The 12,404-nt window shown below is 68.4% G+C and carries 15 protein-coding genes and 1 pseudogene; 8 read left to right on the top strand and 8 right to left on the bottom strand.

The genetic code is table 11. The features are described from left to right. The first annotated feature begins 8 nt into the window (after positions 1-8). Genes H6900_15495 through H6900_15485 form a run of 3 tightly spaced genes read left to right on the top strand, consistent with a single transcriptional unit; the run spans position 9 to position 2,022 of the window. Positions 9-827, top strand: coding sequence for an alpha/beta hydrolase (locus H6900_15495; protein MCC0074686.1), 819 nt, complete (start codon positions 9-11; stop codon positions 825-827). After that, a complete protein-coding gene (locus H6900_15490) occupies positions 824-1,774 on the top strand; it encodes a threonine/serine dehydratase (protein MCC0074685.1) in 951 nt (316 codons plus the stop codon). The genes H6900_15495 and H6900_15490 overlap by 4 nt, the downstream gene beginning before the upstream one ends. Next, positions 1,771-2,022, top strand: a complete 252-nt coding sequence (locus tag H6900_15485; GenBank protein MCC0074684.1) for a DUF167 domain-containing protein — start codon at positions 1,771-1,773, stop codon at positions 2,020-2,022. Before H6900_15490 ends, H6900_15485 begins: the two co-directional genes overlap by 4 nt. Here H6900_15485 and H6900_15480 read toward each other — a convergent pair. The 5 genes from H6900_15480 to H6900_15460 all read right to left on the bottom strand — a co-directional run bounded on the left by H6900_15480 (position 2,010) and on the right by H6900_15460 (position 6,500). After that, positions 2,010-2,261: a hypothetical protein gene (locus H6900_15480; GenBank protein MCC0074683.1), complete on the bottom strand. Its 252-nt coding sequence runs from the start codon at positions 2,259-2,261 to the stop codon at positions 2,010-2,012. The genes H6900_15485 and H6900_15480 overlap by 13 nt on opposite strands. 86 nt (positions 2,262-2,347) lie before the next feature. Further along, positions 2,348-3,676: a pyruvate dehydrogenase complex dihydrolipoamide acetyltransferase gene (locus tag H6900_15475; GenBank protein ID MCC0074682.1), complete on the bottom strand. Its 1,329-nt coding sequence runs from the start codon at positions 3,674-3,676 to the stop codon at positions 2,348-2,350. A gap of 10 nt (positions 3,677-3,686) precedes the next feature. Further along, the gene (locus tag H6900_15470) at positions 3,687-5,051 is read right to left on the bottom strand and encodes a pyruvate dehydrogenase complex E1 component subunit beta (GenBank protein ID MCC0074681.1); all 1,365 of its coding nucleotides are present in this window, start codon (positions 5,049-5,051) and stop codon (positions 3,687-3,689) included. Between the two features lie 12 nt (positions 5,052-5,063). Beyond that, on the bottom strand, positions 5,064-6,053 hold the full coding sequence (gene pdhA / locus H6900_15465) for a pyruvate dehydrogenase (acetyl-transferring) E1 component subunit alpha (protein MCC0074680.1): 990 nt from the start codon (positions 6,051-6,053) through the stop codon (positions 5,064-5,066). A gap of 150 nt (positions 6,054-6,203) precedes the next feature. Further along, a complete protein-coding gene (locus H6900_15460; GenBank protein MCC0074679.1) occupies positions 6,204-6,500 on the bottom strand; it encodes a septum formation initiator family protein in 297 nt (98 codons plus the stop codon). Between the two features lie 146 nt (positions 6,501-6,646). Here H6900_15460 and H6900_15455 point away from each other — a divergent pair, with 146 nt between their 5' ends. After that, positions 6,647-8,236: an acyl-CoA dehydrogenase family protein gene (locus H6900_15455; GenBank protein ID MCC0074678.1), complete on the top strand. Its 1,590-nt coding sequence runs from the start codon at positions 6,647-6,649 to the stop codon at positions 8,234-8,236. 78 nt (positions 8,237-8,314) lie between these two features. Here the strand turns inward: H6900_15455 and H6900_15450 are convergent, their stop codons facing one another. Both H6900_15450 and H6900_15445 read right to left on the bottom strand, forming a co-directional pair. After that, positions 8,315-8,683 carry a hypothetical protein gene (locus tag H6900_15450; GenBank protein MCC0074677.1) on the bottom strand — a complete coding sequence of 123 codons (369 nt, stop codon included), beginning with the start codon at positions 8,681-8,683 and terminating at the stop codon, positions 8,315-8,317. Positions 8,684-8,760: 77 nt separating this feature from the next. Further along, positions 8,761-9,114 carry an HTH domain-containing protein gene (locus H6900_15445; GenBank protein ID MCC0074676.1) on the bottom strand — a complete coding sequence of 118 codons (354 nt, stop codon included), beginning with the start codon at positions 9,112-9,114 and terminating at the stop codon, positions 8,761-8,763. A 163-nt stretch (positions 9,115-9,277) separates the two neighbouring features. On the opposite strand from H6900_15445, the gene H6900_15440 reads away from it, so the two are divergent. The 4 genes and pseudogenes from H6900_15440 to H6900_15425 all read left to right on the top strand — a co-directional run bounded on the left by H6900_15440 (position 9,278) and on the right by H6900_15425 (position 11,925). Continuing rightward, a complete protein-coding gene (locus tag H6900_15440; protein ID MCC0074675.1) occupies positions 9,278-9,508 on the top strand; it encodes a twin-arginine translocase TatA/TatE family subunit in 231 nt (76 codons plus the stop codon). 36 nt (positions 9,509-9,544) lie between these two features. Further along, positions 9,545-9,769 (top strand): annotated as a pseudogene (tatB, locus tag H6900_15435) (twin-arginine translocase subunit TatB). A 432-nt stretch (positions 9,770-10,201) separates the two neighbouring features. Further along, positions 10,202-11,086 (top strand): twin-arginine translocase subunit TatC, encoded by an 885-nt coding sequence (gene tatC, locus H6900_15430; GenBank protein ID MCC0074674.1) that lies wholly within the window; start codon positions 10,202-10,204, stop codon positions 11,084-11,086. Further along, positions 11,083-11,925, top strand: a complete 843-nt coding sequence (locus tag H6900_15425; protein MCC0074673.1) for an ATP-binding protein — start codon at positions 11,083-11,085, stop codon at positions 11,923-11,925. The genes tatC and H6900_15425 overlap by 4 nt, the downstream gene beginning before the upstream one ends. Before the next feature lie 19 nt (positions 11,926-11,944). On the opposite strand, the gene H6900_15420 is transcribed toward H6900_15425, so the two are convergent. Continuing rightward, a complete protein-coding gene (locus H6900_15420; protein MCC0074672.1) occupies positions 11,945-12,373 on the bottom strand; it encodes a DUF1499 domain-containing protein in 429 nt (142 codons plus the stop codon). Positions 12,374-12,404 lie beyond the last annotated feature (31 nt).

Genomic DNA, 12,404 nt, shown 5'->3' with positions numbered 1-12,404 from the left:
AGACCCCCATGCCCAAGTTCACCGCCGCCGATGGTGCCAGCCTGTTCTATACCGACGAGGGGCACGGAATCCCCCTGTTGTGCCTGCCCGGTCTGACCCGAAACGGCAGCGACTTCGACTATCTCGCGCCGCATCTGCCGCCGCTGCGGATGATCCGTCTGGATTCGCGTGGGCGCGGCAAATCCGACTGGACCGGGGCCGAAACCTATACAATTCCCCAGGAATCGGCGGATGTGATCGCTCTGCTGGATCACCTCGGGCTGGAAAGCGTCGCCATTCTTGGCACCTCGCGCGGGGGGTTGATCGGCATGGTGCTGGCGGCCACCGCGCCCGACCGGGTGCGCGGGCTGATCCTGAACGATGTCGGCCCGGTGGTGGACAAGCTGGGCCTGTCGCGCATCCAGGACTATCTGGGCCGCCGCCCCGAGGCGCGCAGCCATGCCGCCGCCGCCGTCGCGATGGAGCACCGGATGGAGGGGTTCGACGTGCCCCCCAGCCGCTGGATGGAGGAGGCGCGCAAGCATTATGTCGAGACCGACCAGGGCCTGGATATCAACTACGACCCCGCGCTGCGCACCGCCTTTCTGGCCGCGATGAAGGCGCCCGAGGTGGACCTGTGGCCCCTGTTCGAGGCCTGCAAGGGCAAACCGCTGGCGCTGATCCGGGGCGCGAATTCGGACCTGCTGACACAGGCCACCGCCGACGAAATGGCCGAACGCGCGCCCGACATGATCTACGAGGTCGTGCCCGACCGCGGCCACATCCCCTTTCTGGACGAACCCGAGGCGCTGCGCGCCATCCACCGTTTCCTGGGTCTGCTGATATGAGCGACATCGCAATGATCGAGGCCGCCGCCCGGCGGCTCGACGGGTATGCGCGGCGCACGCCGCTGCTGTCCTCGCCCTTTCTGGACGAGATCGCGGGGCGTCCCGTGTTCGTCAAGGCCGAGTGCCTGCAACACACCGGGTCGTTCAAGTTCCGGGGTGGCTGGAACGCGGTTTCGGCGCTGAAACCGGCGGGCGTGCTGGCCTATTCGTCGGGCAATCACGCGCAGGGGGTGGCGCTGGCGGCGCAGCGCCATGGCATTCCGGCGGTGATCGTGATGCCCGCCGACGCCCCCGCCATCAAGATTGCCAACACCCGCGCGCTGGGGGCCGAGGTGGTGACCTATGACCGCGGCGCGACCACCGACCGCGATGCGCTGGGCGCCCGGATCGCGGCCGAGCGCGGGCTGACCCTCGTCAAGCCGTTCGACATGGCAGAGGTCATTGCCGGGCAGGGCACCGTCGGGCTGGAGATCGCCGATCAGGCGGCCGAGGTCGGGGTAACCGGGGCCGAGGTGCTTGTGCCCTGCGGCGGCGGGGGGCTGACCTCGGGCATCGCGCTGGCGCTCGAGGCGCGCGCGCCGGGCCTGCGCGTGCGGCCGGTCGAGCCCGAAGGCTTCGACGATGTGGCGCGTTCGCTCATCGCGGGCGAACGGTTGCGCAACGCCCGTCTTGCGGGGTCGATCTGCGACGCGATCATCACGCCGGAAACGGGCGATCTGACCTGGCCGATCCTGAAGCGCCTGTGCGGCCCCGGCCATGTCGTGACCGAGGCCGAGGCCCTGGCCGCCATGGCGCTGGCGCATGACCGGCTGAAGATCGTGCTGGAACCGGGCGGCGCGGTGGCGCTGGCGGCGGCGCTGTTCCGACCGGGCGACGGGCCGGTGATCGCCGTGGCCTCGGGCGGGAACGTGGACCGGGCGATGATGGCGCGGGCGTTGGCGGGATGAGCCTGCCGGACCTGTCCGGTCGTGCCCGGCCGGGCGCGATGCTGGCGGTCCGGGCCACGCCCCGCGCGAAACGCGACGCGATCGAAGACGGCGACCCGCTGCGCATCTGGGTCACGGCGCCAGCCGATCAGGGCCGCGCGAACGAGGCGGTGCGAAAGCTTCTGGCCAAGGCGCTGGGCGTCGCGCCGACCCGTCTGACGCTGAAACGCGGCCAGACCGCGCGCGACAAGCTGTTTCAGCTGGACTGATCCTTGCCGGTCGGGCGGATGCGATAGACGCCCTCGGGCAGGTTCAGCGCCGCGCTCAGCTCTTTCAACTGGTGCATCGACAGTTGAATGTAGAGCACTTCCTCGGTGTCGGGGTCCATCTGGCTGATGGTCGCACCGCCATCGTGGCTTTCGATCACGACGTCTTCGTGCAGCGGCGCCTCGCCCTCGTCGATGAGGGTGATGACGGTGGCGTCGAATTCGTGTTCGATGGTGAACATGCGCCCAGCCTAACGCAGCGGCGGACAGGCGCAACCGGAATCGATGCGCGCCCCGGCCCCCGCTGACAGGGGCCGGGACCGGGTCGTCAGGCCAGCATGGCCATGGGGTTTTCCAGGTTCTCGATGATCGCGGCCAGGAAATCCGCCCCCAGCGCGCCGTCGATCACGCGGTGATCGACAGACAGGGTCATCGACATCACCGTCGCCACGCCGATCGTGCCGTCCGGCTTGACCACCGGCTGCTTGATCCCTGCGCCGACCGCCAGGATCGAGCCGTGCGGCGGGTTGATGACGGCATCGAAATTCTCGATCCCATACATCCCCAGGTTCGAGATCGCGAAGCTGCCGCCGAGGTATTCATGCGGTGCCAGCTTTCGCGCGCGGGCGCGGGCGGCGAGGTCCTTCATCTCGGCCGACAGGGCCGAGAGCGACTTGTGGTGCGCGTCCTTCAGCACCGGCGTGAACAGCCCGCCGTCGATCGCCACAGCGACGGCCACATCCGAGGGCTTCAGCCGCAGGATGCGGTCCGCGGCCCATACGGCATTCGCGTCCGGCACCTTTTGCAGGGCCATGGCGCAGGCCTTGATGATGAAGTCGTTCACCGACAGCTTCACGCCCCGGCTTTCGAGCTGGCCGTTCAGTTGCGCGCGGAACGCCATGAGCGCATCCAGCTGCACCGAGCGGCGCAGGTAGAAATGCGGGATCGTCTGCTTGGCCTCGGTCAGGCGGGCGGCGACGGTCTTGCGCATCCCGTCCAGCTTGACCTCGTCAAAGGCGCGGCCCTCGAACATCTTCATCACGGTGTTCGCGTCGGCGCCCGTGGCGAGCGCTGCCTTGGGCGCTGCGGCTGTGGGCGCGGGGGCCATGGGCGCCGACCCAGCCGAGGCGGTCGTGGCGGGGGCGGCCGACCGGGGCGCGGTGGTCGCGCCCTCGAGATCGGCCTTGACGATGCGGCCATGCGGCCCCGAACCGGCGATGGTGCTCAGGTCCAGGCCCTTTTCCGCGGCGATCCGGCGGGCGAGGGGCGTCGCGAAAACCCGCGTGCCGCCCGGGGCGGCGGCGGCCGGCGCCGGCGTGGCCCGGGCCGCCGCCAAGGGGGCCTCGGCGGTGGCGGCCTCGGTCCTGGCCGGGGTTGCGGCGGGCTTGGCGGTGCCGATGTCGGCGGCGCTTTCGCCCTCTTCCAGCAGCACGGCGATCAGGGTGTTGACCTTGACCCCCTCGGTGCCCTCGGCGATCACGATCTTGCCGACCGTGCCTTCATCCACGGCCTCGAATTCCATCGTCGCCTTGTCGGTCTCGATCTCGGCGATGACCTGGCCCGAGGTGACGCTGTCGCCCTCCTTGACCAGCCATTTCGCCAGCGTCCCCTCCTCCATCGTGGGCGAGAGCGCGGGCATCAGGATTTCCACGGGCATCGACGCCTCCTCAGCGATAGGTGACTTGCTTGACGGCGGCCACGACCTCGTCGGTCGTCACCAGCGCCAGCTTTTCGAGGTTCGCGGCATAGGGCATGGGCACGTCCTTGCCGCACAGGTTGAGAACCGGCGCATCCAGCCAGTCAAAGGCTTGCTGCATGACCACGGCGGAAATGTAATTCCCGACCGAGGATTGCGGGAAGCCTTCCTCGACCGTGACCAGCCGGTTCGTCTTGCGCACCGAGGCGAGGATCGTCGCCGTGTCCATGGGCCGGATCGTGCGCAGGTCGATCACCTCGGCGTCGATGCCATCGGCCGCCAGTCGTTCGGCCGCCTCGAGCGCATAGGTCATGCCGATGCCGAAGCTGACGATGGTCACGTCCTTGCCCGCGCGCGCGATCCGGGCCTTGCCGATCGGCACGGTGAAATCGGGCAGATCCGGCACTTCGAAGCTGCGACCATAGAGGATCTCGTTCTCCAGCACGATCACCGGGTTCGGATCGCGGATCGCGGATTTCAGCAGGCCCTTGGCGTCGGCGGCGGTGTAGGGCATCACCACCTTCAGCCCCGGAACGTGCGAATACCAGGCGGCGTAATCCTGGCTGTGCTGCGCGCCCACGCGGGCGGCGGCCCCGTTCGGCCCCCGGAACACGATGGGGCAGGGCAGTTGCCCGCCCGACATGTAGTTGGTCTTTGCGGCCGAGTTGATGATGTGGTCGATGGCCTGCATGGCAAAGTTGAAGGTCATGAACTCGACGATCGGGTTCAGACCGCCCCAGGCGGCGCCCACGGCGAGGCCGGCGAACCCGGCCTCGGTGATCGGGGTGTCGATCACGCGGCGCGCGCCGAATTCGTCCAGCAGGCCCTGGCTGATCTTGTAGGCCCCCTGGTATTCGCCGACTTCCTCGCCCATGAGGAAAACGGCCTCGTTACCGCGCATTTCCTCGGCCATGGCTTCGCGCAGGGCCTCGCGCACGGTCATCGACTTCATCGCGGTGCCGGCGGGCCAGTCGGGTTCGACGGGCGCGGCGACGGGTGCCGGCGCGGTGGGTGCGGCGGCGGCGGTGGCGACCGAGGGGGCGGACCTGGGCGCTTCGACGGGGGCGGGGGCCGCCACGGCGTCGGCGCTTTCGCCCTCTTCGACCAGCACGGCGATGGGGGTGTTGACCTTGACCCCCTCGGTGCCCTCGGCGATCAGGATCTTGCCGACCGTGCCTTCATCCACGGCCTCGAATTCCATCGTCGCCTTGTCGGTCTCGATCTCGGCGATGATCATGCCCGAGGTGACGGTGTCGCCCTCTTTGACCAGCCATTTCGCCAGCGTGCCCTCTTCCATCGTCGGCGAGAGGGCGGGCATCAGGATCTGCGTTGCCATCTTGGTCCTCCCTCAGGCGTAGATATCGGTCCAGAGCTCGGCGGTATCCGGCTCGGGGCTTTCCTTGGAGAAATCGGCGGCCTCGTTGACGACAGCCTTGATTTCCTTGTCGATGGCCTTCAGCGCCTCGTCCGTGGCCTGGCCGCTGGACAGCAGCAGCTCGCGCACCCGCTCGATGGCGTCGCGTTCCTCGCGCATCTTCTGCACTTCCTCGCGGGTGCGATACTTGGCCGGATCGGACATCGAATGCCCACGGTAGCGATAAGTCATCATTTCCAGGATATACGGCCCGTCGCCCGCGCGGCACACGGCGACGGCCTTTTCGGCGGCCGCTTTCACCGCCAGCACGTCCATGCCATCCACCATCTCGCCCTTGATGCCATAGGCGGCGCCGCGTTCCCACAGGTTCGGCGATTTCGTCGCCCGCTTGGTCGAGGTGCCCATGGCGTATTGGTTGTTCTCGATCACATAGACGACCGGCAGGTTCCACAGCTCGGCCATGTTGTAGCTTTCGTAGACCTGGCCCTGGTTGGCCGCGCCGTCGCCGAAATAGACAAAGGTGACGTTGTCGTTGCCGCGATACTTGTCCGAAAAGGCCAGCCCCGTGCCCAGCGGCACCTGCGCGCCGACGATGCCGTGGCCGCCGTAGAAATGCTTCTCGCGGCTGAACATGTGCATCGAGCCGCCCTTGCCCCTGGAATAGCCGCCGATGCGGCCGGTCAGCTCGGCCATGACGCCCTTGGGGTCCATGCCGGCGACCAGCATGTGGCCGTGGTCACGATACGAGGTGATGCGCTTGTCGCCATCCTTGGCGGCGGCTTCCAGACCGACGACGACCGCTTCCTGGCCGATATACAGGTGGCAGAAGCCCCCGATCAGCCCCATGCCGTAAAGCTGGCCGGCCTTTTCCTCGAATCGGCGGATCAACAGCATCTCGCGGTAGTATTTCAGCAATTCCTCTGCGGATACGTTTGATTTCTCCGCCGGTTTCCGTGCAGCCATCGGGGCTCCTCCCTGGTCGCGTGAAGAATAGTTTAAGGCTAAACCATTCTCTACACCAAGACCGCCGAAATTGCGAGACAGAATCTGGCGCGCCGGGGCGCCCGCCGTCGCAAGGGCGGGGCCGGGTCGGAGGGGCCTTTGGGGGCGGGCTCAGCGCAGGACGATCTCGTCGGCGCGGACATAGCCCAGGACCTCGCGCGCCTGCTGATCCAGCAGATCGAGGTCGAGGTATTGGTCGGACAGGCGGTGGGTGTCGTTTTCCAGCACCGACAGTTCGCCGGCCAGGCGGTCGCGCTCGGCGCGCAACTGGGCGGCGTCGGCCTCGATCTGGATGCGGTGCAAGAGCCCGTATTCGCCCTGAACGGCGGAAAAGGTGAGATACGCGCCGAAGGTTCCGGCGATCGCATAATAAAGAACCGGCCCGAAGCGAGGGCGTTTGCGTTGCATGGGACTGCTCGTCACCTTGGGGCGGCCTCTGTCGGGCCCTGGACGCATCCTGCCACAGAGCGGCGGACAAGGAAAGACCGCGACGCGGGGTCACGCTTGCCCGACTCGGGGTCGGGGGGACAGGCTGGGTCAAAATGGAGGAAGCCATGACCGACGCGGCGCCGCGCAGCGACCTTGGAACGCACGAGGTGTTCAACCAGCCCGCCATGCCGGCGCGCGATCCCTGGGCCGGGGACGCCAGCTTGCGCCGGGCGCTGGGCGAGGACGCGGGGCTGGCGGCGCTGGGCCGGGCGCTGGGGTCGGCCGGGATCCGCGAGGCGGCGCGCGACGCGCAGACCCGGCTGCCCGAACTCAGGACCTTTGACCGCTCGGGGCGACGCATCGACGAGGTGCATTTCCATCCCGGCTATCACCGGTTGATGGCGCTGGGGCTCGAGGCCGGCTATGCCGCGACCGCCTGGGACGGCAGCGGCAGCCACCTGCGGCACGCGGCGATCAATTACATGATGAGCCAGGTCGAGCCGGGGGTGTGCTGCCCCATGACGATGACCTATGCGGGAGTGCCCGCGTTGCAGGCAGACCCGGTGCTGGCCGCGCTGTGGACGCCCCGGCTGACCGCGCCCGCCTATGACCCCGCGCGCGTCTCGGTCGATCGCAAGGGCGCGGCGACGCTGGGCATGGCGATGACGGAAAAGCAGGGTGGGTCCGACGTGCGGGCGAACGGCACGGTCGCCGTTCCGGACGGCGAGGGCTACCGCCTGCATGGACACAAGTGGTTCTGTTCGGCGCCGATGTGCGACGGTTTCCTGACGCTGGCGCAACTGCCCGAGGGGCTGACCTGTTTTCTGGTGCCGCGCTGGTTGCCCGACGACACGCGCAACCCCTTCACCATCCTCAGGCTGAAGGACAAGCTGGGCAACAAGGCCAACGCCTCGTCCGAGATCGAATACGAGGGCACCTATGCCCACCGGCTGGGCGCGCCCGGGCGCGGGGTGCAGACGATCATCGAGATGGTGCATCACACGCGGCTGGACACGGCGATGGCGCCGGCCGGGCTGATGCGCGCCGCGCTGTCCGAGGCCGTGACCTGGGCGCGCGGCCGCTCGGCGTTCCAGAAGCGGCTGATCGACCAACCGCTGATGCGCGCGGTGCTGGCCGACCTGGCGCTGGAAGCCGAGGCGGCGCTCTTGCTGGCCCTGGATGTGGCGCGGGCCTTTGACGACCCCGCGCGCCGACCCTATGCGCGGCTCTCGGTCGCGCTGGCCAAATTCCTGTCGAACAAGCGCGCGCCGGGCATGATTTACGAGTGCATGGAGTGCCTGGGCGGCATGGGCTATGTCGAGGACACGCCGATGCCGATGCTCTACCGCGAGGCGCCGCTCAACTCGATCTGGGAAGGGTCGGGGAACGTGATCTGCCTGGATATCCTGCGCACGATGGTCAAGGACCCCGAGGCGGCGGCACAGGTGGCCGCGCGTCTCGACGCGGCGCGCGGCCTCGATGCGCGGTTTGACGCGGCACTGGCGGCGCACCGGGACCGTTGGCCGGGGCTGCCGCTCGAGGCCGAGGCGCGCTGGTTCGCGGAATCCCTGGCGACGTTGCTGACGGGCGCGGTGATGCTGGCCGACAGCCCCCTGGCGGGCGAATGGCTGGCGACCCGGCTGGGCGCGGCGCGGGGCACGGTGACGGGCGCGCTGGGGGCCTTTGATGCCAGCCGCGTGCTGGACGCGGTCTGATCAGGGTGCATGGTAGGGTGCGTGCTAGCACGCACCTTACGGTACGCGAACCCGCGGGGCTCGTCGGCGCGCGGGTCGTCAGAAATGGGCCTTGGGCTCGTCCGGTTTGCCGGCGGCGATCGCCAGAACGCCGCCCAGCACGCAAAAGCCCAACGGGAACATCGTGAAGACGCCAAAGCCGAAGGCGACGTAGATCAGCGCCGCCGCGATCAGCAGCAGGACACCGCCCCACAGCGCGCGCACCCGCGCCATCGCGCCGCCGGCGATCGCCAGGACGGGTGCGGCGAAGCTGGCCAGGCGGATCAGTTGCACGTTGCTCACCGGCCCGAACAGCTGGTTCACCTCGGCGTGGTTTTCGGCGACCACCGTGTAGCCATAGCTGAAGAACCCGATCAGCATGGCGATCAGCCCCCCCGTGATTCCCAACACCAGCGCCGCGTTACGCATCCGAAACCCTCCGACAGTCGCGGAACCGTCCGCGCGTCCCTTCGACATAGGCGGCGGGTGGGGGCCGGATCAAGGGCTTATTCCGGCGCGATCCCCGCCTGTGGCAGCAGGGTCGCGATCTTGTAGAGCAGCGTCCGGGCGGCGCGGGTGCGTGGGTGCGCGGCATCGTCCGCGACCTGGCGCAGCGCCTCGCCCAGCACCGCCGCCTCGTCGGGGGTCAGCGTGGTCGGCGGCAGCACCAGCGGCGCGCGCAGGATGTAGCCCAGGCCGCGCTCGCCCTCGACGGGGATTCCGGTCGCCGCCATCATGGCCATGTCACGCCAGATCGTGCGGGTCGAAACGCCCATCGCCTGCGCCAGTTCGCCCGCCGTGTGCAACCGTCCGTCGCGCAGGATCTGCACCAGGTCGTAGAGCCTTTGATCGCGGTTCATGGGGACCTCGTTTGCTGGCGTGCAACTGACAAAATACTGTCAGCAGAGCGCCCGCGCCACCCCCGGCGAACCCGGATTCACCCTTTGAACCCCCCGGCGCAGGGGGTAGATACAGGCTCAAGGGGCGCCCCCGGTCGCGGGCGCCGGCTGCAAGGAGGTTCCCATGTTCAACAATATCGGCCCCATGGGCCTGATCCTGATCGTCGTCGTCGTGCTGGTGCTGTTCGGGCGCGGCAAGGTGGCGGGCCTGATGGGCGAGGTCGGCAAGGGCATCACCGCCTTCAAGCGCGGTGTGTCGGACGGCGGGCAGGAGCTGGAAAACCAGCGCCAGCAGGCGGCGGATGCCGCCCGCGACGTGACGCCGGAAAGCGAAACCGACCGCGACCGCGCCTGAGGCAGGCCTCGGCGCAAGGCGGAGCAGGAGCGGCGCATGTTCGACATCGGCTGGTCGGAAATGATGGTCGTCGGCGTGGTGGCGCTGATCGTGGTAGGGCCCAAGGACCTGCCAAGGATGTTCCACACGCTGGGCGAATTCACCGGCAAGGCGCGCGGCATGGCGCGCGAATTCCAGCGCGCCATGGACGCCGCCGCCCGGGAATCCGGCGTGAATGACGTGGTCAAGGACCTGAAGCGGACGACCTCGGGCCAGGCGCTGAAAGAGGCATCGGGCTTCGACGAGATCGAGAAGCAGTTCAAGGACCTGCGTCAGGGCCCTGGAAAGGCCGGGGCGCAAACGCGGGCATCGGCGAAACCGCCCGTGGTGGGAGCCGCAGAAAACGCCGCTGGCAAGGGCACGGAAAAGGGCGCCGATCCACACGAGGACGGCGACGAGGCTGCGGTGCAGGCGCATGACGCCGATGTCGCCGCGCGCAACGCCGCCCTGTCCGCGACCGAGGCCGAGCGCCTGAAAAAGCACCAGAAGGCCGAGGCCGCCCGGCTGAAAGCCGCCGCGATCCGCGCCCGCAAGGAGGCTGACGCGGCCGAAGCCGCCGCCGAGGAGGCCGCCCGCGATGTCAGCGATGCGCCCCAGGCCTGGTCTCCGGCCCCGAAAACCGCGCCCAAGCAGCCCGAAGCCGAGTCCTGATCCATGGCCGCCAAACCCGCCGAAGACGCGATCGACGACACCTCGGCCCCGCTGATCGAGCATCTGGCCGAGCTGCGCACCCGGCTGATCTGGTCGGTGCTGGCCTTTGTCGTGGCGATGATGGTCTGTTTCGCCTTTGGCAGCCAGATCCTGGACTTCCTGCTGAAACCGATCGAATCCACGATGCGCTCGCTGGGCAACCCGAACCCGGTGATGCAGTATACCGCGCCGCAGGAATACTTCTTCACGCTGGTGCAGATCTCGATGGTGGGCGGGCTGATGCTGTCCTTTCCGGTGATCGGCTACCAGCTTTGGCGGTTCGTCGCACCGGGGCTGTATCGCAGCGAAAAGAACGCCTTCCTGCCCTTCCTGGTCGCCTCGCCGGCGCTGTTCCTGGCCGGGGCGGCCTTTGCGCAATATGTCGTCGTGCCGATGGCGATGGCCTTTTTCCTGGGCTTTGCCGACGTGCCTTCGATGGTTGCGGCACTGTTTACCACGCAGGGGCCTGTGCCCGAACCCGCCGTGACCCGCAGCGGCATCGACATCGTCTTCAACGGCAAGGTCAACGAGACCCTCGACATCACCCTCAAGATGATCGTCGCCTTTGGCCTGTGCTTCCAGTTGCCGGTGCTGCTGACGCTGATGGGCAAGGCCGGCCTGATCACCGCCGAGGCGCTGCGCGGCGGGCGCAAATGGGCCATCGTCGGGATCCTGACGCTGGCTGCGCTGGTCACGCCGCCCGATGTCATCAGCCAGGTCACGCTGTTCAGCGTGGTCTATGGACTTTACGAGATCTCCATCTTCCTTGTGGCCCGGGTCGAAAAGAAACGCATCGCCGACCTCAAGGCCGAGGGGCTGTGGGACGAAGACGACGAAACCGACGCATGACCGACCCCTTGCTGACCCGTATCGCCGAGGCGCTGGAACGCCTGAGCCCGCCACCCGCGCCCGCGCCCGATTTCGCCGCCGCCGATGCCTTTGTCTGGCACACCGACCCTGATCGGCTGGAGCCCGTTGTGCGCGTCAGCCGCGTGCCGCTGGCGTTGCTCAAGGGGATCGGCCGGGTGCGCGACATCCTGCTGGAGAACACGGTGCAATTCGCGCGCGGCTACGGGGCGAACAACGCCCTGCTGTGGGGATCGCGCGGGATGGGGAAATCCTCGTTGGTCAAGGCCGTCCACGCCGAGGTTCTGGCCCGGGGCCTGCCCTGCACCCTGGTCGAGATCCAGCGCGAGGATCTGCCCTCGGTCGGGCGGCTGCTGAACCACCTGCGCGCAGCGCCCGGGCACCGTTTCGTGCTGTTCTGCGACGATCTCAGCTTTTCGCATGACGACACGCATTACAAATCGCTGAAGGCGGTGCTGGACGGCGGGATCGAGGGGCGCCCGTCGAACGTGATCCTCTACGCCACGTCGAACCGGCGCCACCTGATGCCGCGCGACATGATCGAGAACGAGCGATCCTCGGCCATCTCGCCCTCCGAGGCGGTCGAGGAAAAGGTCTCGCTCAGCGACCGTTTCGGGCTGTGGCTTGGCTTTCACCCGTGCACGCAGGACGATTATCTGGCGATGATCGACGGGTATGTCGCCGAATACGGGCTGGCCGTGGACCCTGAGACCCTGCGCGCCGAGGCCATCGAATGGCAGGCGACGCGCGGCGGCCGGTCGGGCCGGGTGGCCTGGCAATTCTTCTGCGATCTGGCGGGGCGGATGGGCCGCACGATCTAGCGCCGCGCGCGCCGGCGGGTCACTGCGGCAACCAGCGCCGCAACCGGGCCGCGTTTACCCCCCCGTCGCCATAGCCGAACCGCGCCCGCGACAGCGCGACGATGCGCGTGGCGGTTCCGTCGGGCGTGCTTTCGGGGATCAGGCGGATGCTGACATAGTCGGGATAGCGCATCAGCCGGGAGCGGGCGATCCAGGTCGCAAAGACGTCGTCGCCCGCCAGGCGTTCGGCGCCCTCGGCGCGGGCCCGCGCCGCGATGCGTTCGGCGACAGTGGCGGGTGGCAGGGCGACCACCCGGTCCACGCGGGCGAAATTCGGCGTCGTCGGATCGGGCGCGGTCCGTGGGTCAACGTGCCAGCGCGCCGGGTCCGAGGGTGCGATCCGCACCCACAGCGCAAAGCCCGCGAACAGCACGATCAGCGCCAGCAGCGCCACTTTCAACAGGGTCATGGGGGTCCTCATGGCTTTGCGGGACGCAGCG

It is taken from the genome of Rhodobacter sp. (assembly GCA_020637515.1).
Taxonomy (GTDB): domain Bacteria; phylum Pseudomonadota; class Alphaproteobacteria; order Rhodobacterales; family Rhodobacteraceae; genus Pararhodobacter.
Note: the sequence above shows the minus strand (reverse complement) of the source record. Positions and strands in the feature narration are given on the sequence as shown.

Bases quoted from the DNA above. Each gene is read 5' to 3' on its own strand.
- H6900_15445 (MCC0074676.1), bottom strand. From the start codon at position 9,114: ATGAACCGCGATCAAAGGCTCTACGACCTGGTGCAGATCCTGCGCGAC.
- H6900_15490 (MCC0074685.1), top strand. From the start codon at position 824: ATGAGCGACATCGCAATGATCGAGGCCGCCGCCCGGCGGCTCGACGGG.
- H6900_15455 (MCC0074678.1), top strand. From the start codon at position 6,647: ATGACCGACGCGGCGCCGCGCAGCGACCTTGGAACGCACGAGGTGTTC.
- H6900_15470 (MCC0074681.1), bottom strand. From the start codon at position 5,051: ATGGCAACGCAGATCCTGATGCCCGCCCTCTCGCCGACGATGGAAGAG.
- H6900_15460 (MCC0074679.1), bottom strand. From the start codon at position 6,500: ATGCAACGCAAACGCCCTCGCTTCGGGCCGGTTCTTTATTATGCGATC.
- H6900_15425 (MCC0074673.1), top strand. From the start codon at position 11,083: ATGACCGACCCCTTGCTGACCCGTATCGCCGAGGCGCTGGAACGCCTG.
- H6900_15485 (MCC0074684.1), top strand. From the start codon at position 1,771: ATGAGCCTGCCGGACCTGTCCGGTCGTGCCCGGCCGGGCGCGATGCTG.
- pdhA (MCC0074680.1), bottom strand. From the start codon at position 6,053: ATGGCTGCACGGAAACCGGCGGAGAAATCAAACGTATCCGCAGAGGAA.
- H6900_15480 (MCC0074683.1), bottom strand. From the start codon at position 2,261: ATGTTCACCATCGAACACGAATTCGACGCCACCGTCATCACCCTCATC.
- H6900_15440 (MCC0074675.1), top strand. From the start codon at position 9,278: ATGTTCAACAATATCGGCCCCATGGGCCTGATCCTGATCGTCGTCGTC.
- H6900_15450 (MCC0074677.1), bottom strand. From the start codon at position 8,683: ATGCGTAACGCGGCGCTGGTGTTGGGAATCACGGGGGGGCTGATCGCC.
- H6900_15495 (MCC0074686.1), top strand. From the start codon at position 9: ATGCCCAAGTTCACCGCCGCCGATGGTGCCAGCCTGTTCTATACCGAC.
- H6900_15475 (MCC0074682.1), bottom strand. From the start codon at position 3,676: ATGCCCGTGGAAATCCTGATGCCCGCGCTCTCGCCCACGATGGAGGAG.
- tatC (MCC0074674.1), top strand. From the start codon at position 10,202: ATGGCCGCCAAACCCGCCGAAGACGCGATCGACGACACCTCGGCCCCG.
- H6900_15420 (MCC0074672.1), bottom strand. From the start codon at position 12,373: ATGACCCTGTTGAAAGTGGCGCTGCTGGCGCTGATCGTGCTGTTCGCG.